At 43.9% G+C, this 23,194-nt stretch carries 22 protein-coding genes; 4 read left to right on the forward strand and 18 right to left on the reverse strand.

From position 1 onward, the window contains the following. Nucleotides 1-4: 4 nt before the first annotated feature. The 5 genes from H9Q76_RS08900 to H9Q76_RS08920 form a co-directional block, all read right to left on the reverse strand. On the reverse strand, nt 5-880 hold the full coding sequence (locus H9Q76_RS08900; protein ID WP_249320970.1) for a hypothetical protein: 876 nt from the start codon (nt 878-880) through the stop codon (nt 5-7). A gap of 128 nt (nt 881-1,008) precedes the next feature. After that, nucleotides 1,009-1,737: a YebC/PmpR family DNA-binding transcriptional regulator gene (locus H9Q76_RS08905; RefSeq protein ID WP_118544821.1), complete on the reverse strand. Its 729-nt coding sequence runs from the start codon at nt 1,735-1,737 to the stop codon at nt 1,009-1,011. Between the two features lie 6 nt (nt 1,738-1,743). Then, complete coding sequence (locus H9Q76_RS08910; RefSeq protein ID WP_021985262.1) at nt 1,744-2,574, reverse strand: hemolysin family protein; 831 nt, start codon at nt 2,572-2,574, stop codon at nt 1,744-1,746. Nucleotides 2,575-2,591: 17 nt separating this feature from the next. Continuing rightward, nucleotides 2,592-2,933 carry a type II toxin-antitoxin system PemK/MazF family toxin gene (locus H9Q76_RS08915; protein WP_021985263.1) on the reverse strand — a complete coding sequence of 114 codons (342 nt, stop codon included), beginning with the start codon at nt 2,931-2,933 and terminating at the stop codon, nt 2,592-2,594. Between the two features lie 99 nt (nt 2,934-3,032). Continuing rightward, nucleotides 3,033-4,541 (reverse strand): NAD(P)H-hydrate dehydratase, encoded by a 1,509-nt coding sequence (locus H9Q76_RS08920; RefSeq protein ID WP_249320971.1) that lies wholly within the window; start codon nt 4,539-4,541, stop codon nt 3,033-3,035. Between the two features lie 129 nt (nt 4,542-4,670). Here H9Q76_RS08920 and H9Q76_RS08925 point away from each other — a divergent pair, with 129 nt between their 5' ends. Together H9Q76_RS08925 and H9Q76_RS08930 are read left to right on the forward strand one after the other, a co-directional pair. After that, the gene (locus H9Q76_RS08925; RefSeq protein ID WP_249320972.1) at nt 4,671-5,984 is read left to right on the forward strand and encodes a sensor histidine kinase; all 1,314 of its coding nucleotides are present in this window, start codon (nt 4,671-4,673) and stop codon (nt 5,982-5,984) included. Nucleotide 5,985: 1 nt separating this feature from the next. Then, nucleotides 5,986-6,702 carry a LytR/AlgR family response regulator transcription factor gene (locus H9Q76_RS08930; RefSeq protein ID WP_249320973.1) on the forward strand — a complete coding sequence of 239 codons (717 nt, stop codon included), beginning with the start codon at nt 5,986-5,988 and terminating at the stop codon, nt 6,700-6,702. Between the two features lie 7 nt (nt 6,703-6,709). Here H9Q76_RS08930 and H9Q76_RS08935 read toward each other — a convergent pair whose 3' ends face one another. The 6 genes from H9Q76_RS08935 to H9Q76_RS08960 form a co-directional block, all read right to left on the reverse strand. Then, nucleotides 6,710-7,555 (reverse strand): hypothetical protein, encoded by an 846-nt coding sequence (locus H9Q76_RS08935; protein ID WP_249320974.1) that lies wholly within the window; start codon nt 7,553-7,555, stop codon nt 6,710-6,712. Nucleotide 7,556: 1 nt separating this feature from the next. Continuing rightward, on the reverse strand, nt 7,557-8,192 hold the full coding sequence (locus H9Q76_RS08940) for an ATP-binding cassette domain-containing protein (protein ID WP_249320975.1): 636 nt from the start codon (nt 8,190-8,192) through the stop codon (nt 7,557-7,559). A 40-nt stretch (nt 8,193-8,232) separates the two neighbouring features. Further along, a complete protein-coding gene (locus H9Q76_RS08945; protein ID WP_249320976.1) occupies nt 8,233-9,096 on the reverse strand; it encodes a hypothetical protein in 864 nt (287 codons plus the stop codon). Beyond that, complete coding sequence (locus H9Q76_RS08950; protein WP_249320977.1) at nt 9,093-9,671, reverse strand: hypothetical protein; 579 nt, start codon at nt 9,669-9,671, stop codon at nt 9,093-9,095. The genes H9Q76_RS08945 and H9Q76_RS08950 overlap by 4 nt, the downstream gene beginning before the upstream one ends. Before the next feature lie 22 nt (nt 9,672-9,693). Continuing rightward, complete coding sequence (locus H9Q76_RS08955) at nt 9,694-10,581, reverse strand: hypothetical protein (RefSeq protein WP_249320978.1); 888 nt, start codon at nt 10,579-10,581, stop codon at nt 9,694-9,696. Between the two features lie 260 nt (nt 10,582-10,841). After that, nucleotides 10,842-11,003, reverse strand: a complete 162-nt coding sequence (locus H9Q76_RS08960) for a cyclic lactone autoinducer peptide (RefSeq protein ID WP_249320979.1) — start codon at nt 11,001-11,003, stop codon at nt 10,842-10,844. Nucleotides 11,004-11,207: 204 nt separating this feature from the next. On the opposite strand from H9Q76_RS08960, the gene H9Q76_RS13995 reads away from it, so the two are divergent. Continuing rightward, a complete protein-coding gene (locus tag H9Q76_RS13995; RefSeq protein WP_408646495.1) occupies nt 11,208-11,780 on the forward strand; it encodes an accessory gene regulator B family protein in 573 nt (190 codons plus the stop codon). Between the two features lie 73 nt (nt 11,781-11,853). Continuing rightward, entirely contained in the window at nt 11,854-12,936 is a 1,083-nt protein-coding gene (locus H9Q76_RS13780; protein WP_283243522.1) for a lytic transglycosylase domain-containing protein, read from the forward strand. A 179-nt stretch (nt 12,937-13,115) separates the two neighbouring features. On the opposite strand, the gene H9Q76_RS08970 is transcribed toward H9Q76_RS13780, so the two are convergent. The 7 genes from H9Q76_RS08970 to H9Q76_RS09000 all read right to left on the reverse strand — a co-directional run bounded on the left by H9Q76_RS08970 (nt 13,116) and on the right by H9Q76_RS09000 (nt 23,179). Continuing rightward, nucleotides 13,116-15,683, reverse strand: coding sequence for an FHA domain-containing protein (locus H9Q76_RS08970; protein ID WP_249320980.1), 2,568 nt, complete (start codon nt 15,681-15,683; stop codon nt 13,116-13,118). A 75-nt stretch (nt 15,684-15,758) separates the two neighbouring features. Continuing rightward, nucleotides 15,759-16,982 (reverse strand): cell division protein FtsZ, encoded by a 1,224-nt coding sequence (gene ftsZ / locus H9Q76_RS08975; protein WP_021985277.1) that lies wholly within the window; start codon nt 16,980-16,982, stop codon nt 15,759-15,761. 91 nt (nt 16,983-17,073) lie between these two features. After that, nucleotides 17,074-17,775 carry a cell division protein FtsQ/DivIB gene (locus H9Q76_RS08980; RefSeq protein WP_021985278.1) on the reverse strand — a complete coding sequence of 234 codons (702 nt, stop codon included), beginning with the start codon at nt 17,773-17,775 and terminating at the stop codon, nt 17,074-17,076. A 36-nt stretch (nt 17,776-17,811) separates the two neighbouring features. Then, entirely contained in the window at nt 17,812-18,975 is a 1,164-nt protein-coding gene (locus H9Q76_RS08985; RefSeq protein ID WP_118670573.1) for an FtsW/RodA/SpoVE family cell cycle protein, read from the reverse strand. Between the two features lie 41 nt (nt 18,976-19,016). Further along, on the reverse strand, nt 19,017-20,384 hold the full coding sequence (gene murD / locus H9Q76_RS08990; RefSeq protein ID WP_118734290.1) for a UDP-N-acetylmuramoyl-L-alanine--D-glutamate ligase: 1,368 nt from the start codon (nt 20,382-20,384) through the stop codon (nt 19,017-19,019). 33 nt (nt 20,385-20,417) lie between these two features. Beyond that, on the reverse strand, nt 20,418-21,368 hold the full coding sequence (gene mraY, locus H9Q76_RS08995) for a phospho-N-acetylmuramoyl-pentapeptide-transferase (RefSeq protein WP_021985282.1): 951 nt from the start codon (nt 21,366-21,368) through the stop codon (nt 20,418-20,420). A 41-nt stretch (nt 21,369-21,409) separates the two neighbouring features. Continuing rightward, a complete protein-coding gene (locus H9Q76_RS09000; protein WP_330594629.1) occupies nt 21,410-23,179 on the reverse strand; it encodes a peptidoglycan D,D-transpeptidase FtsI family protein in 1,770 nt (589 codons plus the stop codon). Nucleotides 23,180-23,194 lie beyond the last annotated feature (15 nt).

A 23,194-nucleotide genomic window follows, 5' to 3' on the forward strand; every position in this document is an offset into this window, starting at 1 on the left:
CAGCTTAACGCTGGCGCATTTTTTCATATCCACTCCGGCTGCCACTGCTGGCAGTCTCCTGATCGTATTTATCTTTCAACCGGTCGATATCAGACTTCACTCCACGCACATCGAAATGTGGCAGTTCAAACTTATATCCATTGTCTGCTAAAAAACGATGTGCAACTGAAAACGTAATATCATCGAAGTTCGTCATAAACCGATGGTTGATCTCTCTGACACAACTCTCCACACTCTCGTATTTTCCCGGATCAATCTCCGAGAACACCTGATAGAACGTATCGAGGCAGATGCTTCTCTGACTCTCAAAGTCCGATGTGACATTCTGCACTGGAAACGCATGCAGATACGCTCTTAACCACGCCGAATCTCCACGATACCACTGTGAGACGGTATCATACTTTTGATCCATGTCTAAAATCTCCCGCTCCCAGCAGTTTGACATATACGATGCATCGACGATCCGGTCAATCTCCTCATCGGTCAGATACAGATCATATTTCTGATTAAATTTCTGAATAATCTTTCTTCGCTTTGGTACTGCTCTTGTAAGTCCCGTTACCGTGGTTCCGGTACTCGCTGTTGATGCCTGATTGTAATGCTGCTTATAATAATCATAGTCATTCTGCTTCTGTCTGGCTTTTCCCTTGGATGATTTTGCAATCAACCATGCAATAAGCCAGATCGGAGCACCGACTACAGCTATGATTAACGAAACCATCAACAATATGCCAAAACCAGAACTAAAACTTGACAGACTACTGATCATAAATAGCAAAAAGACGATCAAACCAAATTTGTCGTGCAGTTTACTATATATCTTCGGGTTGTTTCTGCCATACATTCCATACCAAATAAAGAATATAAATAAAAGTGGCATGTTACTCCTTTACCTACTCATCCCTCTTACCAGCTTACGCTGGTAAAAACGGATTACTCTCATCCCTCTTACCAGCTTACGCTGGTAAGAAAGGTCTTCGTAAAAAAATGCTGGCAAGCCGCATTTTTTTACTCATCCCAGTTATGATACACGTCCTGGACGTCGTCATCCTCATCGAGCATGTCAAGGATGCGGTTCATCTTCTTGATGTCATCCTCAGATGTAAGCTCTACGTAGTTCTGTGGAATCATTGTAACGTCTGCCTCAGCCATCGGGATATTCTCTTTCTCAAGGGCCTCACGAACGGCTGTGAACTCATCCGGAGCAGTTAAGATTTCGAAGCTGTCCTCTTCCTCGTTGAAGTCTTCTGCACCTGCGTCAAGTGCAATCATCATCAGATCATCTGCGTCCATATCGCAGTCCTCTTTCGCGATGATAATCTGTCCCTTCTCATCAAACATATAAGATACACAACCAGTCGTTCCGACATTTCCGCCACCCTTTGTGAATGCATTTCTTACATTGGATGCTGTACGGTTCTTGTTATCGGTAAGCGCATTTACGATAATTGCTGTTCCACTTGGGCCATAGCCTTCATATGTAATTGTTACATAGTTTACGGAATTTGCATCACCGGCTGCCTTCTTGATACCACGATCAATCGTGTCGTTTGGCATGTTATTTGCTTTTGCCTTTGCAATGACATCACGCAACTTGCTATTGTTCGCTGGATCTGGTCCGCCTTCCTTTACGGCAACTGCGATCTCACGACCAATGATCGTAAATACTTTTCCCTTTGCAGCGTCGTTTTTCTCTTTCTTGTGCTTAATGTTCGCAAATTTTGAATGTCCTGACATTGTTTGTTACTCCTCTTCCTTTAGTTTCGTGATTTTAACAGTAATAATCCTGTTATCTTCTATTTTTACCGGGATAAATTCATACCCCTGATATTCTATCTTAAAGGATTCACCCTCTTCTGGCAACCGTCCATGCTCATAGAGCAGGAAACCGTTTACCGTCTCAAAATCCTCATCCGGGAATTCGATTCCAAGTAAATCCTCCAGATCTTCTAACGTTGCTCCGCCGTCAACCAGATATTCGTCCTCCGACTGCTTCTGGATCTCTTCCGGCTGTTCCTCATCGTGCTCATCCAATATATTTCCGACGATCTCTTCTAAGATGTCCTCCATCGTGACAATGCCTTCCGTTTGACCATATTCGTCCACCACGACTGCCATATGGATCTTCTCCCGCTGCATCCGCTGCAAAAGCTCGGATACATCCTTCGTCGGATGTGTGACAATTGCTTTGTCAACCATTCCCGCAACCGGTGTTTTCGGATCCTTCATATAGACCGCAATCAGATCTTTGATATGTACAAGTCCGATGATATTATCCAGATCCTCCTCATAAACCGGGTATCTGGAAAAATTATTTTCTACTGCAAGCTGCAATGCCTGCTCCACGGTCTGGGTGTTCTCCACAGCAACAATCTTCTGCCGTGGTGTCATGATATCCTTCGCTTCTTTGTCTCCGAACTCAAAGATGTTGTTGATAAGCTCCATCTCGCCTTCTTCGATCAAGCCCTGTTCATGCCCTTCCTCGACCATGGAAAGAATCTCTTCTTCTACTTTGTCTTCGTCCACCTTCTTCGAAAAAAACTTTCGAAAACCACTGGGTCCGCTTTGTGACATAGTTGTTATTTCTCCTTTTATAATTCTAAGCTGATGCGCAGCGCCTCGTTCACGCGGCGGATGATCGTATTGTCCAGATGACAGACTTTTTCTTTCAGTCTCTGTTTGTCGATCGTGCGCACCTGTTCTAACAGTATAACAGAATCTTTGGCAATATCGCAATACCTTGAATCAAGTTCTACATGCGTTGGAAGCTTCGCCTTGTGCATCTGCGACGTGATCGCCGCAATGATCACAGTGGAACTGTATTTGTTTCCCGCTTCATTTTGAATAATAAGTACCGGACGAACGCCGCCCTGTTCAGATCCTACGACCGGGCGCAGGTCTGCATAATAAATATCTCCACGTCTGATAATCAATGCCTTCACACTCCTATTGTTGTTCAAACTATTACAAGTATTTCCAACAATTCTTCTGTGTATGCAATCAATTAGAACTATATTATCAAACGGTGTATCCTATTCTTCTGCTTCCTTCGCAATAATCTGCTCGATGCTTCGTACAATATCTCCGGCGATCATGCTGTACTGTCCCTTTTCTTCTGCGGCCGCCTGACCTGCCATACCATGCATGCAGACACCAAGCTTTGTCGCCTCAAACCGATCCATGCCCTGTGCCAGAAGTCCGGCAATAATTCCAGTCAGCACATCGCCAGATCCGCCTGTTGCCATGCCATTTGTACCTGTTATATTAATATATGCCTGAAGTCCGCCATCGGACACCACCGTGCGCGCATCTTTTAATGCAACGACCACATTATGGCGCTTGGCAAACTCTCTTGCAAGATCGTATTTATTCGCCTTAATATCCGTCACCGACTGATTCGTAAGTCTTGACATCTCCATCAAATGTGGCGTCAGAATGAGCTTCGAATGCATCGTCTCAAACAGATCCATATGCTCGGATAACACATTGATTCCATCGGCATCTAAGACAACCGTGCCATCAAAGCTACGAAGTACCTTGTCAACCAGATACTGCGCTGCTTCCCCGGTTCCAAGTCCCGGTCCTAACACAAGCACATCTGCCCAGCCCATGACCGTCTTCATCGCACTGCGCATCGTGTCGATATCATCTTCTTTGTATGTTGTAAGCAATGCTTCCGGGAGTCTCGACTGGATAATCTCGCGATTCTCCTCTACGGTGCACACACGCACCAGCCCACAGCCCATACGGTAAGCAGCCTCTGCGGAAAACAGTGCCGCTCCTGCCATATTTTTGCTGCCTGCGATGATTCCGACCTTACCATAAGTTCCCTTGTGGGAATCCCTTTTTCTATGTGGGAGCAATTCCTCTACATCCTTTGGATCATAGGTGTATAACCGTGGCTCTACAAAATCAATCGCCTGCTTCGGGAATCCGATATCGACCACGGATACCTCTCCTGCGTACTCATATCCCATACCCATGAGAAGTCCGAGCTTCATCAGCCCGAATGTCACAGTCGCATCCGCATGGAACGCCGTACCGAGCAGGAACCCGGTTGTCGCATCAATTCCGGATGGTACATCGATAGCTAACTTATAACCATCCATATCATTTAATGCTTTAATTACTTCTGCCTGTCTGCCCATCACAGCACGTGACAGACCAACACCGAAGATGCCGTCGATAATCACATCATATCCGGCGTTCACAAGCTCATCCACAAACTTCATATTCAGCTTCTTGGCGATTGCATACTGCGCATCGAAACCGGTGCTGGCAGACTTCAATCCGTCTACCCAGTAAATCTCGACATCGTATCCTTCCATCATAAGGATTCTTCCGGCTGCAATTCCATCTCCGCCGTTATTTCCACTCTCGACTACGATCAGCACATGCGCGCCTGCCGGGAATCGTTCCTTGACATGCTCCGCGATCCGGAGTGCCGCACGCTCCATCAGTACGAGCTGTGGAATTCCTATTACATTAGTTGCAAATTCATCAATTCTGAACACTTCCTGTCCAGTTGCAATGTATCTCATTTCTTCGTCCCCCGAATGACTAAGTATATAGGCATTTTACCCCAAATGCCGTATAAATACAATATCTGGTTTCAGGAATCGACTTTATGTAGTATACTATGAATCAAAGTAACAAAGGGGGATATCTCTATGTGGGAATTCGTAATCAATTTATTGGAAGTTGCTATATTATTTTTATTATTTAATAATAAACTTGAAAAAAAAGAATTATCTTATTCTTATCCACTCCAAATTCTTTGTTTATTCTCACAGGCAGTCTTGTTGCTTATTCTGAAAAAATTTTCATGTTCGACTATTTTTATTCTGTTATTTTTTATTGGAATTCATTTTATATATGGTTTTTTATTCTTTGAGAATAAGCCGATCACATTACTTTTTTGGTCTGTCCTCTATGCCATCGGAACCATTCTTGCAGATGCTGTGACCACGATTGTTCCAACTGCATTTTTGGATATTGACCTGTCAGCGCTCCTTCCAAATGGTATGCTGCGAATTCCTTTTACTTTAATTTACATCTCGATATTATTCTTATTTACTTTGATTCTGCTCTGTATAAACAACCAGACATTCCGTCTGCCTTTTCGTGAAAAACTCGCCTTTATTCTGCTGTCACTCTTATGTATTGCCATCCTTCAGGCAATTCTAATCCGGCAATTGACTGGATATGCACCAGATCAGGGCAACAACAACCGGTTTCTATCCGTTATTTTCTTTCTGGTATTATTTTTGTTTTTTGCCTTTGTTCTTTATGTATACACACTTGGAACCACGCAGGAACAAAACCAGCGTTTATCGGAAGAAAATATTATACAACAAATGGAGCTTAAACAATACGAACAGGTTGTTTCCTCTGTAGAAGAGCTGCGTTCAGTCAAACATGATATGCAAAATCATATGACTGTCATCTCAGCCATGTTACACGAAAAGCAATACGAGAAAGCCTGCAGCTATATCGACACATACGCAGATAAATTAAATCAGACACATCGTATTATTTCCAGTGGAAATATTCCGATTGATTGTATTGTTACAAACAAACTTTCCTATGCACATGCACAGCATATCAAAACCACACATAGCATCTTTCTTCCAAAAGACATCCTGATTGATGATATTCAATTATGTACGCTGATTGGCAATCTGTTCGACAATGCAATCGAAGCCTGTATGAAAATAAAAGAACCTGATAAACGATATATTGATTTCCAGATAAAACCCTTTAACTGTATGATGTCTATTTACATGGAAAATAGTTGTATCGGTGATTATGTCATAGATAAAAATGGCAAGCTAAAAACCAGCAAGCAGACAAATATTATAAATCATGGAATCGGTTTGAAACGAATCAAGGAGATTGTAGAACGAGCAAATGGTTTTGTCACACTAAACCCATCCAATGATAAATTTGAGGTTATAATACAACTACCAACGGAGGAACACTAACATGCATTTACAAATTATAATATTGGAAGATACACCATCAGAATTTATGCAGACAAAACATGCACTAGAACAATATGCAGATTTATACCATCACACATTCGAAATTGTCTGGGTGCAAAATGAAAGTTCCCTGATTCGCATGTATCACGCTCAATCTTTTGATTTACTTTTTGCTGACATAGAAATAAAGCTGCCAAATACATACAGCAGTGAAAACGGAATCATAATCTGCAAAAAGCTTCGAGAACTTCAATACTCTGGCGATATCATATTCCTGACTAATTTTCAGGAATACGTCTTTGATGGTTATTCTGTACGTGCCTTCAATTATCTTCTGAAACCGATTACACTGGAAGTTCTCACCCCCTGTATGGATGCATACCTGCAACTACATAGCGATGATTACTATTACTATCAAAACGACCAGACTTATATAAGGATTCCATATACAAACATCATCAGCATATCAAAAGAAAAAAACAATACATTAATTGTAACAACAGACAACATATACATCGAACGTATATCATTAGATGAAATAATGAATAAGCTTTCATCAAACTTTGTTCGTTGTCACAAATCTTGTATTGTAAATATATTGCACGTTCAATCTCTGATAAAAAATAACCTTCACCTCTCCAATAATACATGGCAGTCAGTTGGCAGAAGCTATCTTCCGTCTGTTCGTGCCCATATGTCAAGATTCATGCAAAAATAAAGTTCTTTCACCAAATAATATTTCGCTTTCGTATGATTCCATATCCACATCCGACCAATCCCACAATCAGGCAAATGAGATATGGAATCCCAAACGCGGTTGTAAGCACCTCATCCTGCGGATACAGACTGTCAGAATAATACCGGCACGCCATCGCATATCCATGCACCAAAAATCGATTTCCATAATACGCTGACAGCACCAGAATAAATGTAATCACACTCATTACCGCTGCACTATTCATATAGAGGGATAACAGAAGCTGTATCATCGACTGCACGATACCTGCCAGCACAGGAAGGAGCACCGCCATCCGAATAAGCTCTGGCATCGACGTATTCGCTACCTCCTCTCCATAGTAAAGAGATAGCGCAATCTGCTGACCAGACATCGACATATTCCCAGTCGAAATCCACGCATATCCGTATGTCATGCCATAGAGCAGCAGGAAATAAAACAGGTTGATGCAGACACAGCAGATACATTTCGAGCTCCACCACAGCACACGGCTCCGGCTCTTTAGCATAAGCTGCATACCAAAGCCATGCATATCCTCTTCCACATAATTTCCAATACAGTATGCAAGCAGAATATACTGCAGAACCCACGCCAGCGGAAGTCTGAACTGATCCGGTGTATTCTGGTTAAAATGAAATGGTCTCTGTCCCCAAAACTCATTGACCATATAGCCAAGCGGTGACCAGCTTTCGCCATACATTCCCAGATAATCTCCACTTGCCCGGTCGAGCAAAAGACACGTAATAAAGACAAGCACGATAAGCCACAGATACCTTCTCCAAAACCGGATCAGTCCCTCACTGATATCATATTCCAAGAAGTGCAATAATCTCATATCATGCTTCCTCCTCCAACCGTCCCTCTGACATATGCAAAACCGTATCCGCCATATACTCCATTTCCTCTTTGTCGTGACAGGCAATGATAATAATCCGTTCGTCATCCATCAACGCCCGGATGGCATCCCGGATCACACTGACACCTTCCGCATCGATCGCATTGATCGGTTCATCCAGCAGGATAATATCCGGCTTTCCCATAATTGCAGCTGCAATTCCAAGCCGCTGACGCATACCAAGCGAATACTTGTAATACTTCCGTTTGTCGTCGGGATCAAGCCCCACCTGTTCCAGGGTTGCCCGGATTTCGTCCTGCGGCACACCGCCCTGCACCTTCGCCAGTATCTCCAGATTCTCCAAGCCGGTATATCCTCGCAGAAACGCAGGATTCTCAATCAGAAGTCCCATACTTGGCGGAAAAGAAATATCCTTTCCGAGTGTCTTTCCATTGATCTTCACAGCTCCGCTGGTCGGATAGATCAGTCCTGCCATCGTCCGCATCAGCATCGTTTTCCCACAGCCATTCTTGCCACTTAAACCATAGATACAGCCCCCGGTAAATGTCTTTGTCACATCCTGCAATACCGGAACTCCCTTTATCTTCTTTGTCACATGTTCTAACTTTATCTCCATTTTCCCTGCACACTCCTCTCTTGACAGATATCACCGGACATTATAGAAAATCCCGCCGACGGTTTGAAAGCCATAACAGTAATCCTTCCACTGCCAGAATCGCAACTGTTACACTCACAATCCCACGAAATGTTATCCCAAAAACCAGCTGGCTCGGATTTACAAACATAGCCGGATTGTAAGCTGCAAACTCCGGGAACAAATTATACACACCATAAAACAGCATACAGTGAAGTAACATGGGAAATATCAATGTACCAAATCTGTTTTCCATCCATCCGACACACAGAAGTGGAATTTCTGCATAGATTCCCCCATATAAAAATACAATTCCTGTATAGCTGATGGCATATAGCACTGGCTTTTCAAAGAAAAGCGCACTCCACATCATGGAATTACCCACGACATTCTGCATGGAAATAGGATCAATTCCAATCGCTGGAAGGTAACAGGCGGAAAGTAACAGACTTACCAACAGCGGCAAGGCAGCCGCACAGCCCCCACTTATAAAAATTGCTGCCGCTTTGCTTATGATATACTGCTTTCTTCCCCGCCGGACAAGCATCTGCATTGCATATCCGGATTTCCATTCCGAAAACAGGGAAATACTGTATGGTAATACTGCAAAAAGAGGCAGCGCCAAAAACAGGAACTGATTAAAAGATGAGTAATATTCACATCCGATCCACCCCTGCATGATATAGGTCTGAAACCATGAACCGTAATGTTCATCGGTCACAGGTAATCCAAGAATATGATTCCTTTCTTTCATATTTACCTGATAAATATTCTGATACGCCCAGATTGTCTGTATGACTGCGAGCAGAACGCCGGACAATGCTGCTACGAGAAATCCTTTGGAACGGAATGCTTTTTTCATCTCTGTTGTAATAACTTCTTTCACTGTCCCTTTCCTCCTTCATACCGGATATCCTGAATCTTCATTTCCGTCTTGACCGGATACGTTCCGAGTACAGTCTCATACTCCATCTTTCCATTCTCCACATCCTTCCATTGCGCTTCCGATAAATTTGCCTTATAGATTTCATACGGAATCACGACTGTATCACCCGACTGGAAGTTCCCATCCGAAAGAGACGGATTCATATCCTGCGTCATAAATGGATCTGGTCCGTTAAACAAATGCACATATTGAATCGGAATATAAAGATCCAGTTTGTTTGCTTCCTGTACTTTTCCAATCTGATATTCAACAACCAATAGTTTCATCTCATCTGCAGGTATGTTCGGATTCTGATAATCGGTAAGCTCTGGATGCTGTGTATAGAAATCTGAGCTGTTCCACATCTCGGCATTTACGATTGTATACGAAAGTCCACAATATTCCGCTGTCTGTCCCTGCGGAACCTCCCTTATTTCTGGTGAATATGTATGGGTGTTCACATACCAGATACGCAGGCCCAGTCCAGTTACCGCAAGCAGGATACCAATTAAAATCAAGACCTTTTTTCTTTTCATGACATATGCTTCTCCTTCATAGTTATTGGCACTCTATATAAATGTGTGTCAACGCATCACGGATATTTTTTTCCTGCCATGCCTGATCTCCAGAAGATGGCATATTCCCAGCTATTTCCAGATAATATTTCGGAGAAGTGAAAACCTCATCCACGGATTTCTCTCCTATGAATTCATATGGATCTTCGCCATTCCCATCCCCTTCTGTATAACATTCAACATAACTGGTTCCTCCAATAGCTATCGTTACCGTCTCTCCTGGTCGAATCTGATAATATCTGGCAAGTTTTTCGATCTCCGCACCCTGTATTTCTTCCCAGCCGTCTCTTTTTGACATATAGAAATCGTTATACGCATACCCATAGAAACTCTTTCCGTCTACATATGCGATATAATCATCCTGTGTACACACAATCTCACACATAGTTGGCAAAAATTCCTTCTCATACCGATCCTCGTTTGTTACTTCAATCTCCGCATATACAAAGTTCGCTCCATTATCAAACTCTTCTGTTATCCATTTGGAATCCTTAGGATCTGTCTCAACGTAGTCCGAATTATAATGCTCACTCTCTACAAACGCTTCATATGTATCGTATACGTGGAAATACGTGACAGTAAATCCAAATCCATTATATATCTGATAGCTTCCTTTGGAAAATACGGAACCATCCTGTTCTACTTTCTCCTTATTTTCTACTGCCTGCTCAAAAAATTGCTGTTCTTCATCTTTATCTGATGCCGATGCAGCCATATCCGTGGCAGTTTCTGCTGCCACGGACGATGATACTTCTTCTGTCGTTACTTGCCCATTTCCAATAGATCTTTTATTTTTTACAAAGCCTATCATGCCAATAATCACGGAAAAGCAAATAACTCCACACAAAAAGAACATCACCTTCTTTTTCATATTGTCCCTCTCTCCTTAATTCAAAATCGTATAGCTTCCCGCACAATCTGGACTCCATACACCTTTTGCTGTACCATTGCCACTTTGTGATTTCACTCCCAAAGATGCATACCTATATCCTCGTTCATATACGCCATTTGTAACAGCATATTTTCCTGTTCTATTTACAACACACTCTCTCGTAGCTCCATACTCATTTCCCGCCGGTTTTAATGAATCATCTGTTCCATACGATCCATAAGGAGTTATCATGAGTTTTGTCAGATTATTATATGCTCCATTCCAGTTAAAATAAATTTTGCTGGTCTCTTTGGCTCATACATAAAGCCAAAGCAATTTGCATTTGCTTTTTTCTCTGCTACTGCTTCTACTGATTTCCGCAGCAGATCTGCCACCCTTGATGTTTGTTCTCTTTCTGCCATAGCATTATCCCCCTTCCTTTGTAGTTCACAGATTTTATTACTCGAGTCCCTCTGTTTTTCCAACATAACACACAAATCAAAAATTTCAACTCCTCGTGGTGCGAACGACATCCTGATGGGTGCGAACGACACTCCTTATATTTTTTAATGCATTTTTTTCTTTTCCTCGTGCTATGATATATCCTGAACATAGGAGGAACCAATATGATTGAAACTTTCGCTCATCGACTAGCCCAAAAATTAATATCTCTATCCAGCGAAGATACTGTAACAACAGATGATATTGCAGTAGTATCTTATGGTATTGAATGTTTGCTAAATCTCTGCATTCCTTTCTTCTTTTTTCTGATATATTCCTGTTTTACGCATCGCATTTTGGGTATGGTTTACTTTTTAATTTCATTCTTGTTTTTACGAAATCATATCGGAGGTTTCCATGCAAAATCCCATATACGCTGTCTGCTATACAGCACCATTTATGGACTGTTTTTCTTATGGTTGCTGACACTACCCATTCTTCCCGGCTTATATATTAAACTATCCATATATGGTATCATTCTCGCAGGAATTGCAATCGGAAAACCTATATGCCAGACAAACATGAATTCTACACGAGCTCGTATGAATTCCTATATTACAATTATTCTAGAATGTCTGTGTATGATTTGTTTTGACAAGATATGGCATTTTACTACACTCAGTACAGCTATCTTTCTTGGTTCCTGTGCAGCCGCTATACTTTATATACCTGGGAGAATATTTCAACATAATACGTGAATTTTCTTGACAATTTTCCAGAACTAAGATACCTTTGAAGTATCTATCAAGGAAACGAAGGGAGGAAGGAATCATGGTATTTATCGAAGGTGTCGGCTATGTGAACGACAGCAGTGCCGTTGCAACGCCGAATCATACGCAGTCCGTATCGGAAACAACAGCAAATTTTGATGGTATGCTTCGCACGGAAACAGATAAATTAAATCAGGCATCTGTCACAACGAACCTTGATTCCATCTTCAAGGAAGCCGCTGACAAATACGGCGTATCCGAACGACTCTTAAAGGCAATCGCCTATACAGAATCTGGTTTTCAGGCAAATGCGACCTCCTCTTCCGGAGCCATGGGGATCATGCAGCTCATGCCAAGCACGGCAAGCGCGTATGGCGTATCCGATCCTTACGATGCCTACCAGAATATCATGGGCGGTGCAGCCGTGTTGAAGGATCTTCTGAATATGTTTCAGGGAAACCAATCGCTTGCAATCGCAGGCTATAATGCCGGATGTGGCAATGTGAAAAAATATGGCGGTGTACCACCATTTACTGAGACACAAAATTACGTTGCCAAGGTCACGAGTCTGATGCAGACCGGTGTATCGGTTCCTGCAAATACAGTCACAGTAAATCCTTCTGCAAATACCTCTTCCAATACCGGAACGGCTACAAGCGAAAATTTCAATACTTCAAATGAAGCAACTGTTTCTTCCGAAACAGCAAAAAAAAATGCGGAAATCCTCGCAGAGATCAAAGAGATCATCTCTGCCATTTCCACACTCACAACGAACCAAAGCACGTATTCAAATACATCCATGCAGAGTGGTCTTTCCGCATTAAACGGAACATCCGCTTCCGATTTCAGTGCAGGCAGCCTGCTTTCCTCCTATGGGAATCCGATCTCTACGATTCTGTCATCCTTACAGAATGTAGATACAACGGACACGGACAGCCTGCAGAAAGTTCTATCCTACGCAGAGTACCAGTTACTCACCAGCCACTACGCAAACATGGTTGATATCATCTCCGTACTCGGAAGTACAAGCCTAAGCTCTGAAAGTGATTCGGACGACTCTCTCTCTCATTTGTTCGAACTCGCGACACAGCAGAATATGCGTAAAGTCATAAACGTCATGGGAAATTCTACTTCCCTTCTATAATCTTAATAAACGAAATCGGCATTATCTTTTCTAAAGCAGACCGTTGAAGCACGCCGGCACTTAATGAGCGTGCAACGCGAATTTAGTACCGCTGCGTGCTGAACCGAGCGAGAGCGCGTCTGCGTAGAATGATAATGCCGATTTTGTTTTTAGTAAATTATATAGGAAGTAGAATTTCCCTATCTCTGTTCATCTTTTAATTTTCTTAAAACTAATACACTTACTCCTGCGCACAGGAATGTGGAACCGTACAATATCAGCCATGAACGAACCGTTCTTGCCTTGGAACGTACATACATCTTGTTCTCTTCCGTCTCGGCCGGTTCATACTCTGCCTCAATCGTCTGCGGCTCCGATGTGTATTCCTCGAAGGTCTGCGGATTGTTTGCAAGTGCAGAATAGGTTTCTACTGCATCCTGCAATTCATTGATCTTTTCATCGTAGGCTTCCTGCATCTCTGCAATCGCATCGTTACAGGTGGCAACCAGATCGTCAAACTGTTCCTCAACCTGTTCACTCTCTTCCTGCCCAGGTGGATCTAGCGAATTCAGGTCACAGGTGCTTCCGATGGATTCCATCGCCCAACGGGAATACGTCAGATACGAAAGCTTGTCTGTCACACCATTTAACTCAAACAGGATACCGGAGAAGATCAACTGCACGATCAACACAAACGGTGCAATCGCCATTGCCCGGTCCGCACTCTTCGTAATAGAAGAAAGCAGCAATCCCATACCTGCCGCTGCATAGATCGTAAGGAAGATCAATACGATTATTTCCACTGTCGCATTGGAGAAGATCACACCCTTACAGTCCGGTGCACCCTTGATCAACACGAATGTCAAAACAAGTATCACTGCCTGAATCAGGGATATCACACCCTGCACAATATATTTCGACAGCATGTAGATTGGAAGCTTCAGATTACCCATATATTCTCGTTTCAGAATGACACGTTCCTTGTTGACCTCCTGAATCGTGTTAAGAAGTCCCATCCAGATACCGCCACTCATCAACGTAAATAAGATCGACTGTGTCTCCGTGAACAACTCATAAATACCGGAACGTGCAACCAACGTTAACAGCAATCCAATGATCAACGGCTGTCCGAAGATCAGCGCCAATCGCTGTACATCATTCATGATCAGGGTCGTATATCTTCGTACCAGAATGCCTAACTGTGCAAATCCACTCACCGTTCTCGGTTTGATTGCCTCTCCGTTTGACTCACGCACCTGTCCGCTTACCGCATTGATACCGGACATCTTAAACTGCGTCTCCCAGCCCTTTGAATCAGCCGTGATAATATCATAGACCTTTACGAGATTGTCTGTATGGAAGAAATCTTTAATTCCTGCCGGACTTCCACAATAACAAAGCCGTCCGCCATATCCCATGATGATAACTTTATCACACAGGTCAAGGTTGTTGATCGTATGGGTTACCATGACAATCGTCTTTTCCTGCTCTTTTGACAGCTTGGATAATGTCCGCATCAGATGTTCTTCTGTTCCCGGATCAAGTCCGGATGTCGGCTCGTCCAAGAAGAAAAGTCCCGGATTCGCCAGAAGCTCTACCGCAATGCTGGCACGCTTTTTCTGTCCACCGGACAAACGGCGGATATAAGTATCCTTATGCTCCGAAAGTTCTACCATACGAAGCACTTCTTCGATCCGCTCCTCAATTTCCTGATTGCTTGTATCCTGCGGCATCTTCATTTTCGCCGTATAATAAAGCATCTTCTTAAGCGTGATATTCTCATAGATGATATCCTGCTGTGGTACAAATCCAATGATATTTTTGAGCGTCTGGAAATTCTCATGCAGATCTGTGCCATTGCAATATACATGCCCGGTCACCTTGGAATCAAAGCCACTCATCGCAGTCATCAGAGTTGTCTTTCCAGCGCCGGAACCACCGATGATTGCAACAAATTCATTTGCCCCGATACTCAGGCTGACTTTATCCAGAATCGTTTTTTTGCCACCCTTCGCTGGCACTTCCTTGTTTAAGTCGTGTACCTCTAATGCAATACCTTCCGGGTTCACCTTGTAATATAGGACATTTCCATCATAGATAAATGTTGTATTCAGGATGGTAAAGATATCTTTGTTTGACAGACAATATGGCTTCACAATCCGGCTTCCATTTACAAACACACCATTTGTTGAACCATTGTCAAACACATAAAATTGATTTTTTACTTTACGGACACCTGCATGGTATCTGGAAATCGCAACGTTTTTCAACCGGATATCACAGTCTGCTGCACGACCAATACTGTTGTCGCCGTCATGCAGGGAATATGTCTTCCAGCGGCCTTCCTTCTGCTGTCCGTTGTACAACAAGAGTACCGGATCAATGCCATCCATCGAATGGTTCGTTCCAAGACGCACGATCATATCTCTGCCATCGCCGCCATAATACTGATCGGGTGCCATCTGGATAAACTGCGTACCATAGGCAAGATAAGAACCGTTCGAGCTGTGATTGTCGCGGATATAGCATCTGCCTTCCTGCAAATAGAGCTCGCCATGATTACCTGAGACAATGCTGGAATTTAACCGGATACTGTTGTTTTCATTCCGACCGAAAGTGTATGCGCCATCTACAAATTTGCTCAGGTCGTATTCCTGTATGCCACTACCATCTACAATGACAAGCGAGCTTTTTCCTGTCGTATTTTTCTGGTATTGCTGCAGCATCGACTCGTCAAACAACACCGTTTTTTCTTCTCTGTCTCCCATAAGTCCTCCCCTCTATACTATAAGAAAAAGGACTGTTGCACATACAATACAACAGTCCCTTTAGTTCCTGCTTACTTATCCACGCTTGAGGAAATCTGGAATCTTGATTCCGCCGCCATTGCCTGTCTCTCTCTTTGCAGGAGCTGGCTTTGCTGCACTTGAAATGTCAGCACTTACCGATGGCTTCGCTGCTGGAGTGGACATGAAAGATGGCTTTGTAGCGGTTCCCATTGGCTTTACACTTGTAATTGGCTGGCTCGCATATGTAGGAGTTTTACCAACTGGTGCTACTGTCGGCTTTACAGCAGAAGGCTTTGCTGGATTCTGCATAACCGGCTGTGTTGCCGCATTGTCCTCAATACCTGTTGCGATGATTGTGATACATACATCCTCACCCATCACATCATTATCTACAGTACCAAATATGATATTTGCGCCGTCACCAGCGACTTCTGTCAGGTATGTGATTGCATCGTATGCTTCCACAATACCAATATTTCCTGAGAAGTTTACAATGATATCGCTTGCACCACTGACGGTTGTCTCCAGCAATGGGCTGTCCATAGCAGACTTGATTGCATCCACTGCCTTGTTATCACCACTGGCACGTCCGATACCGATATGAGCGACACCCTTGTCACGCATGACTGTCTGGATATCTGCAAAGTCAAGGTTGATCAGACCCGGCTTGTTGATCAGGTCTGTGACACCCTGTACACCCTGCTGCAATACCTCATCTGCCTTCTTCAAAGCTTCTGGGATACTTGTACGCTTATCGCAGATCTGTAACAGCTTGTCGTTTGGAATGACAATCAGAGTATCTACGTTTTCTTTTAACTTTGCAATACCGTTGATGGCATTGTTCATACGAGGCTTACCCTCGAAAGAGAATGGCTTTGTTACAACGCCGACAGTCAGGATTCCAAGATTTCTTGCAATCTCTGCTACGACTGGAGCAGCACCTGTACCAGTACCACCACCCATACCACAGGTAACGAATACCATATTGGCATCCTTCATGATATCGGTAATCTCTTCTCTGTTCTCTTCTACTGCATTTGCTCCGATCTCAGGCTTTGCACCTGCACCGAGTCCCTTTGTCAGCTTCTCACCAATCTGAATCTTTGTTGTTGCACGATTCTGTGATAAGATCTGCTTGTCTGTGTTGATGGCGATCAACTCGACACCTTCCACATTCTCATCAATCATTCTGTTTACTGCATTGTTACCAGCTCCACCTACACCAATCACAAGGATTCTTGCAGGGGTTTTCTCGTCATTCGATTTTATTTCAAGCAAGGTCTTTTCCTCCTTTATTCTATTTGCGCATTATTATCCTATATAATATAGGTTTTTGTTGAAATAATCAATAGGTTTACGTAAAATTCACTTAATTTTTGCTAAAGCTCGCAGTTGCATTTTCCGAATCAAAGTCTTTCATATACAATGTTCCGGACATACCTTCCAGATTTTTCAGTATGTTGCCCAGATTCATCATCTGAACCGCCAGATATTCCCCCTCTCCCAATTCGATTGTAATGCCTCCGTGTTGAAGGACAATTTCATTTTCAGCGGTGAACTTGATACCGTCAATCTCCAGATCGTATTTTTCCACCAACTGCGTGATAGTCAGTATTGTCTGGAATTTCTTGTCGTCGTCACTCGGCAGTTTCTTGCCGATGCTCCACTCGGTAAAGGTCAGACCTTTGATCAGCGGTGCACTTCCGACACGTCTCTTCGACGAATCCAATACTATACCATCTTTATCAAAATACACATAGTCGCCCTTGTATAACACACAGCCGGCTATGGATTTTTCGTAAACTGTCACGGTTACCGTGTTTTTATCTGTTAGTTCCAGATCCATCTTGCTTACAAAAGACAGATCTTTCAGTTTGTTCATTTTACTTTTGATATACAACAGCAATGTGTTGTCCAGCGGTGCTTCTTCCTTCATCGCATCACTGACCGACTGTGTATTTACAATCTCACAGCCTTCCACCTGCACCTTATCAACTGTCCATGTCGAAAGATACGCAAGCGTTCCAAGTATCACTACAAGTATAAACAATACAATCCAATGTTTCTTCAAAACGATTCTCCTTTTGTTTCTATGTACCGCTCTGATTTACCGCTGCATCTGCAGCTCTTCTTTCGTTGGTGCCTCGTATGGAAGCATCTGTCTCGACACGCTTAACACGAATCCCATCTCTACCATCAGGAACGCCAGCGATGTACCACCATAACTGATAAATGGAAGTGGGACACCTGTATTCGGGATGACATTGGTAACAACACCGATGTTGATGATCATCTGCACTGCAATATGTGTCATTACACCGGTTACAACCAATGCACCATACCGGTCTCTGGCATGGTTCGCAATATAGCGAAGCTGTACGATCAGCATGACAAACAATGCAATAACACAAAGCGCGCCGAACAGTCCAAGCTCTTCACAGATAATCGCAAAGATCATATCGTTGTGCGACTCCGGCAAAAATCCAAGCTTCTGGATACTCTGTCCCAAGCCCTTTCCAAACAATCCACCGGAACCGATTGCATACAGAGACTGCATCGTCTGGTATCCGGAATCACTCGTCTCCGGGTGCAGCCATGCATCGATTCGATCACCACGATAACCAACGGTTGTGATAAGCAGTACACCGGCAATCACCAGTGCAACGACCGGCATAACCAGAATTTTATAATCCGGACATGCCACAAATATAATGACGACCATGATTGCCACACAGACAACCGCGGTACTTAAGTTCTCTTTCGCGATCAGACCCGCACTGACAATACACGGTGCGATCAGCCGGATGATTCCCTGATAAGAGGTCAGGTATTTCGGATGCTTCACACAAACACTCGGCAGATACAGGATAATCAGCAGCTTTACAATCTCGGATGGCTGTAACTGAATACCACCGACCTCGATCCAACGCTGTGAACCATTGGAGGATACACCAAGCACCAGTGCGATACCGGCACAGACAATCATCGCTGTCACGATCAGCCGCTGCATCACCGGACGCTTATAAAACTGATAATTAAAACAGGATATCAACATCATTACGACGATTCCTGCCAACCCGATCATACCCTGACGCATCGCAAAATATCCGCTGGAAAGCCCGGAAAGTGTCGCCCGGTATGCACTCGCGCTATACACCATCATGACACCAAACGCCAGCAAAACGACAACCAAGAAAATCGTCTGATAATCAATGTATCCGCCGGTTGCGAATACTTTATTCTTTTTCAATTTTCTTCTGCCATATGCCATAGCTCAGACACTCCTGTCTTTTCTTTCCATTTCCGCTTTCCTTATGAAAGCGCATTTACATATTCCTTGAACATATCTCCACGCTGCTCATAATTGTCAAACATCCCCCAGCTTGCGCATGCCGGCGAAAGAAGCACCGCATCGCCCGGCTGTGCATGTGTATGACAATACTCCACAACCTGTTTCAAGTCATCCATCATTTCAATGTTTTCAAATCCATGCTTTCTTGCACAGTCTGCAATATCCTGTGCTGTCTGTCCGATCAGAAGCAGACATTTTACCTTGCCGTCAAAGCTCTCTATCCACTCATCGTAAGTTGACTTCTTATCATAACCGCCACCGATCAGATACGTCGGACGCACCATCGACTGGATTGCCTTGATCGCTGCATCCGGATTTGTTCCTTTGGAATCATTATAATAATTCACATCATTTAATGTGCGCACATATTCGATCCGGTGTGCCACACCCTTAAATGCGCCGCAGACCTTACGGATCGTGGCAATATCTGCTCCCATATAATAAGATATTGCAACCGCAGCCAAAAGATTCTCTATATTGTGATCTCCCAGCAGCTGGAACTCAGAAAGCGGCATCACATAAGTCTCTTTGCCATTCTCCCGGATCACAACCGCACCATCTTTGACGATCACACCGGACTCCAGTTCCTTTTTATGGCTGAACAAAATCACCGTTGCCGGAACCTTATCAATACGCTTCACCGTCTCCGGATCATCGTAATTCATCACTGCATAATCTTCCTTCGTCTGGTTCTTCGTAATATCCAGCTTGCAGTTCGCATAGTTTTCAAATGTATAATGCCGGTTCAGATGATCCGGTGTAATATTGAGTATCGCGCTCACATGTGGGCGGAATGTATGAATTGTCTCCAACTGGAAGCTACTGATCTCTGCAACCGTCACCGAATCCGCACTGCTCTGATCAGACAGACTTGTGTATGGGATTCCGATATTTCCTACGACAAATGTTTTGTCGTTGTAGGCTTTCATGATCTCGCCAACCAATGTAGTCGTTGTCGTCTTTCCGTTCGTACCTGTGATGGCGGCTACTGTACCCTTCTCGTAAGTATATGCAAGCTCGATTTCACTCCACACTGGAATACCTGCTTCTTTTACCTTGAGCGCAAATGGTGCATCGACCGGGATACCCGGACTGATAACCATACAGGAAATATCTGCAAGCAGTTCATCAGTCAGCGCACCAAGCCAGATCGTCAAAGCCTCTGGTTTCTTGTCAAACCCGAGCTTCTCAAGAATGACTGCCTCTGTGAGTGTACCCTTCGGGTTCTCATCAAACAGCACAACCTGCTCTCCATTTCGAAGAAGCTGCTCACTTGCACAGATTCCACTTTTTCCTGCTCCTGCAACTAATACTTTCTTATCGAACATTGTTTTCCCTCTTTTCCATTCTATCTAACGTTCCTAAATTGCCAGAATTCCGATCAGACACAGAATCGTTGTAACGATCGAGAAGATCGCAACGACCTTTGTCTCCGGCCATCCGCAAAGCTCAAAATGATGATGGATCGGTGCCATCTTAAATACTCGCTTTCCAGTTGTCTTGAAGCTTACAACCTGAATAATAACAGAAAGCACCTCTGCCAGATAAATAAATGCAACGATCAATATAATCAGTGGCATCTGCAGCATATACGCTGTCGACGCAACAAATCCACCCAATGCCAGTGATCCGGTATCTCCCATGAACACACGTGCTGGATAGACATTGTATACCAAAAAGCCAAGCAGGCTTCCTACGACTGCACATGTAATCGGTGTTACACCAGAGCCTGCCGCGATAGATGCAATTGCGAAAAAGGTTGCAATCAATACGGTAACGGAGGATGCCAATCCATCCAGGCCATCTGTAAAGTTCGCACCGTTTGCTGTACCAAGCATAACGAAGAACATCAATGGGAAATAAACCCATCCAAGGTCAACGACCTTATGTGTAAATGGAATAATCATCGTAGTTCCAAGATCCGTATATGCATGAATGTAATATGCAAAAACACCTGTTACCAAAAACTGTCCCAACATCTTCTGCCATGCACGAAGTCCAAGTGACCGCTTCATAACAACCTTGATAAAGTCATCCAAGAAACCAACCAGACCAAATCCCAATGTTGCAAACAGGATTGGAACGATCTCCTTATGATCCTTGATGTAAAAGAGTGATGTAATCACGATACTGAACAGGATGATCAATCCACCCATCGTCGGCGTTCCCGACTTCTTCAGATGCGATTCCGGTCCATCGTCACGCACAAACTGCCCGAACTTCAGTTTCTTTAAGAATGGAATAATGATCGGACTTAAGATCACACTCACACCAAATGCTATCAATGCTGGAACAATTATGTCGTACTTCATATCTTCTCTCCTTTATCAAGCCATCGCTTGTATTGTAATATTTAAAACACAGCATCGTCGATGCTGATTGTCTGCGTCGTCTCCTCCTCTGCGTTCTCGTCCTTGTAGATACCGAGATACGGCAGAATGTTGTCGTATATCTCACCTACGACCGGTGCCGCAATCGTACCTCCATAATAGATACCCTGCGGTTCATCAATCAGAATCAGTGTCATAACCTGCGGATTATCCGCCGGTGAAAATCCAAGGAAGGATGAAATGTAACGGTTCTCACTTCGCGGCAGTTTCTCACTTGTTGCCGTCTTGCCACCAATCGAATACCCTGCGATATACGCCCGATGTCCGGTGCCCTCTGCAACGACTGCTTCGAGCAGTCCTTTCATCGTCTCGCTGGTTGCTGTACTTACTGCTCCTGTCTTCGTCTCATATTTCAAAACCTCAGTGACATTGTTATTTTCATCTGTCGTATACACACCGAAATGAGGTGTGACCAGATTCCCGCCATTTACTACCGCAGCTGCTGCACGCATCAACTGTAACGGCGTAATCTGAAACGACTGTCCAAATGACATCGTTGCAAGCTCGACCGGTCCTACCTTTTCCTGCTTATGGAAGATGGAATTTGCCTCTCCCGGCAGGTCGACCCCCGTCTGCTCAAACAACCCTAATTTTCTTAAACCATCATAGAAACCATCCACACCAATGCGTTCCCCAACCTGCATAAACACTGGATTGCAGGAATTCATGATACCTTCCCGGAAGGTTTCTGCCCCATGTCCGGCAACCTTGTGGCACCGGATCCGGCGATCCTCCACAATATGATAACCCGGGCAGTAAAACTGATCTTCCACGCGCAGCACGCCCTGCTCAAAAGCAGTTGTCGCTGTCACAATCTTGAACGTCGAACCCGGCTCATAGGTATCACTGATACAATAGTTTCTCCACATTTGGTTCCACATATCCTGCGTTACCGTTTCGTCCGTCTCATAATTCAATGTAAACGGTTCATTTAAGTTGTATTCCGGCACATCCGCAAGTGCATAGATCTCTCCATTCTGCGGATTCATCACGATAATACATACGCGTTTTGCCTGTTTTTTCTCCAGCACCTCAAGCGCTTTCTGCGTGATATATTGCTGGATGTTTATATCTATGGACGTGACAAGATTTTGTCCGGCTGTGCCTTCCACTCTTCTCTCCGCCATATTTTCCACTTCAATGCCTCTGGCATTTGTAACGGTGTTGATGCTGCCATTTTCGCCCATCAACAGATCATCATAGTATACTTCCAGCCCGACAATACCCTGATTGTCGCTACCTGTAAATCCCAGCACATGGGATGCCAGTGTACTGTACGGATAATACCGTTTGTAATCCTCATCAATCATAACGCCTGCCAGATTCATCGCGCGGATCTCATCTGCCAATTCCTTGTCCACATTGCTTTTGATTTTCTCACGCACCGAGCGTTTCTCTACACGTTTCCGGACATCTTCCTCCGGTAGTTCCAGTTTCTCACTGAGAACCCGAATTACAGTCTCCGGATCTTCGATCTGGTTGTGGATTACCGAGATCGAACAGACTGCCTGATTGCCAGCAAGCACAACACCATTTCTATCATAGATGCTGCCGCGCTTTGCCTTGATGCTGCGCTCACGTTCCTGTACCGCCCGCGCCCGATATCCATAATCGTCCGCCTGCACGGTCATGATGGAAACAAGCTTCACCGTTATTATAGTCAATAACGTAAAAAATGCAATCACTACGATCAACAATCGCTTCCGATGGGAACTCGTAAATAAAAGCTGCATATCCGCTATCGCCCA

Origin of the sequence: Wujia chipingensis (genome assembly GCF_014337155.1) — a bacterium.
GTDB lineage: Bacteria > Bacillota > Clostridia > Lachnospirales > Lachnospiraceae > Coprococcus_C > Coprococcus_C hominis.

Bases quoted from the DNA above. Each gene is read 5' to 3' on its own strand.
- H9Q76_RS08900 (WP_249320970.1), bottom strand. From the start codon at position 880: ATGCCACTTTTATTTATATTCTTTATTTGGTATGGAATGTATGGCAGA.
- H9Q76_RS08905 (WP_118544821.1), bottom strand. From the start codon at position 1,737: ATGTCAGGACATTCAAAATTTGCGAACATTAAGCACAAGAAAGAGAAA.
- H9Q76_RS08910 (WP_021985262.1), bottom strand. From the start codon at position 2,574: ATGTCACAAAGCGGACCCAGTGGTTTTCGAAAGTTTTTTTCGAAGAAG.
- H9Q76_RS08920 (WP_249320971.1), bottom strand. From the start codon at position 4,541: ATGAGATACATTGCAACTGGACAGGAAGTGTTCAGAATTGATGAATTT.
- H9Q76_RS08925 (WP_249320972.1), top strand. From the start codon at position 4,671: ATGTGGGAATTCGTAATCAATTTATTGGAAGTTGCTATATTATTTTTA.
- H9Q76_RS08930 (WP_249320973.1), top strand. From the start codon at position 5,986: ATGCATTTACAAATTATAATATTGGAAGATACACCATCAGAATTTATG.
- H9Q76_RS08935 (WP_249320974.1), bottom strand. From the start codon at position 7,555: ATGAGATTATTGCACTTCTTGGAATATGATATCAGTGAGGGACTGATC.
- H9Q76_RS08940 (WP_249320975.1), bottom strand. From the start codon at position 8,192: ATGGAGATAAAGTTAGAACATGTGACAAAGAAGATAAAGGGAGTTCCG.
- H9Q76_RS08950 (WP_249320977.1), bottom strand. From the start codon at position 9,671: ATGAAAAGAAAAAAGGTCTTGATTTTAATTGGTATCCTGCTTGCGGTA.
- H9Q76_RS08955 (WP_249320978.1), bottom strand. From the start codon at position 10,581: ATGAAAAAGAAGGTGATGTTCTTTTTGTGTGGAGTTATTTGCTTTTCC.
- H9Q76_RS08960 (WP_249320979.1), bottom strand. From the start codon at position 11,003: ATGGCAGAAAGAGAACAAACATCAAGGGTGGCAGATCTGCTGCGGAAA.
- H9Q76_RS13995 (WP_408646495.1), top strand. From the start codon at position 11,208: ATGATTGAAACTTTCGCTCATCGACTAGCCCAAAAATTAATATCTCTA.
- H9Q76_RS13780 (WP_283243522.1), top strand. From the start codon at position 11,854: ATGGTATTTATCGAAGGTGTCGGCTATGTGAACGACAGCAGTGCCGTT.
- H9Q76_RS08970 (WP_249320980.1), bottom strand. From the start codon at position 15,683: ATGGGAGACAGAGAAGAAAAAACGGTGTTGTTTGACGAGTCGATGCTG.
- H9Q76_RS08985 (WP_118670573.1), bottom strand. From the start codon at position 18,975: ATGGCATATGGCAGAAGAAAATTGAAAAAGAATAAAGTATTCGCAACC.
- murD (WP_118734290.1), bottom strand. From the start codon at position 20,384: ATGTTCGATAAGAAAGTATTAGTTGCAGGAGCAGGAAAAAGTGGAATC.
- mraY (WP_021985282.1), bottom strand. From the start codon at position 21,368: ATGAAGTACGACATAATTGTTCCAGCATTGATAGCATTTGGTGTGAGT.
- H9Q76_RS09000 (WP_330594629.1), bottom strand. From the start codon at position 23,179: ATGCAGCTTTTATTTACGAGTTCCCATCGGAAGCGATTGTTGATCGTA.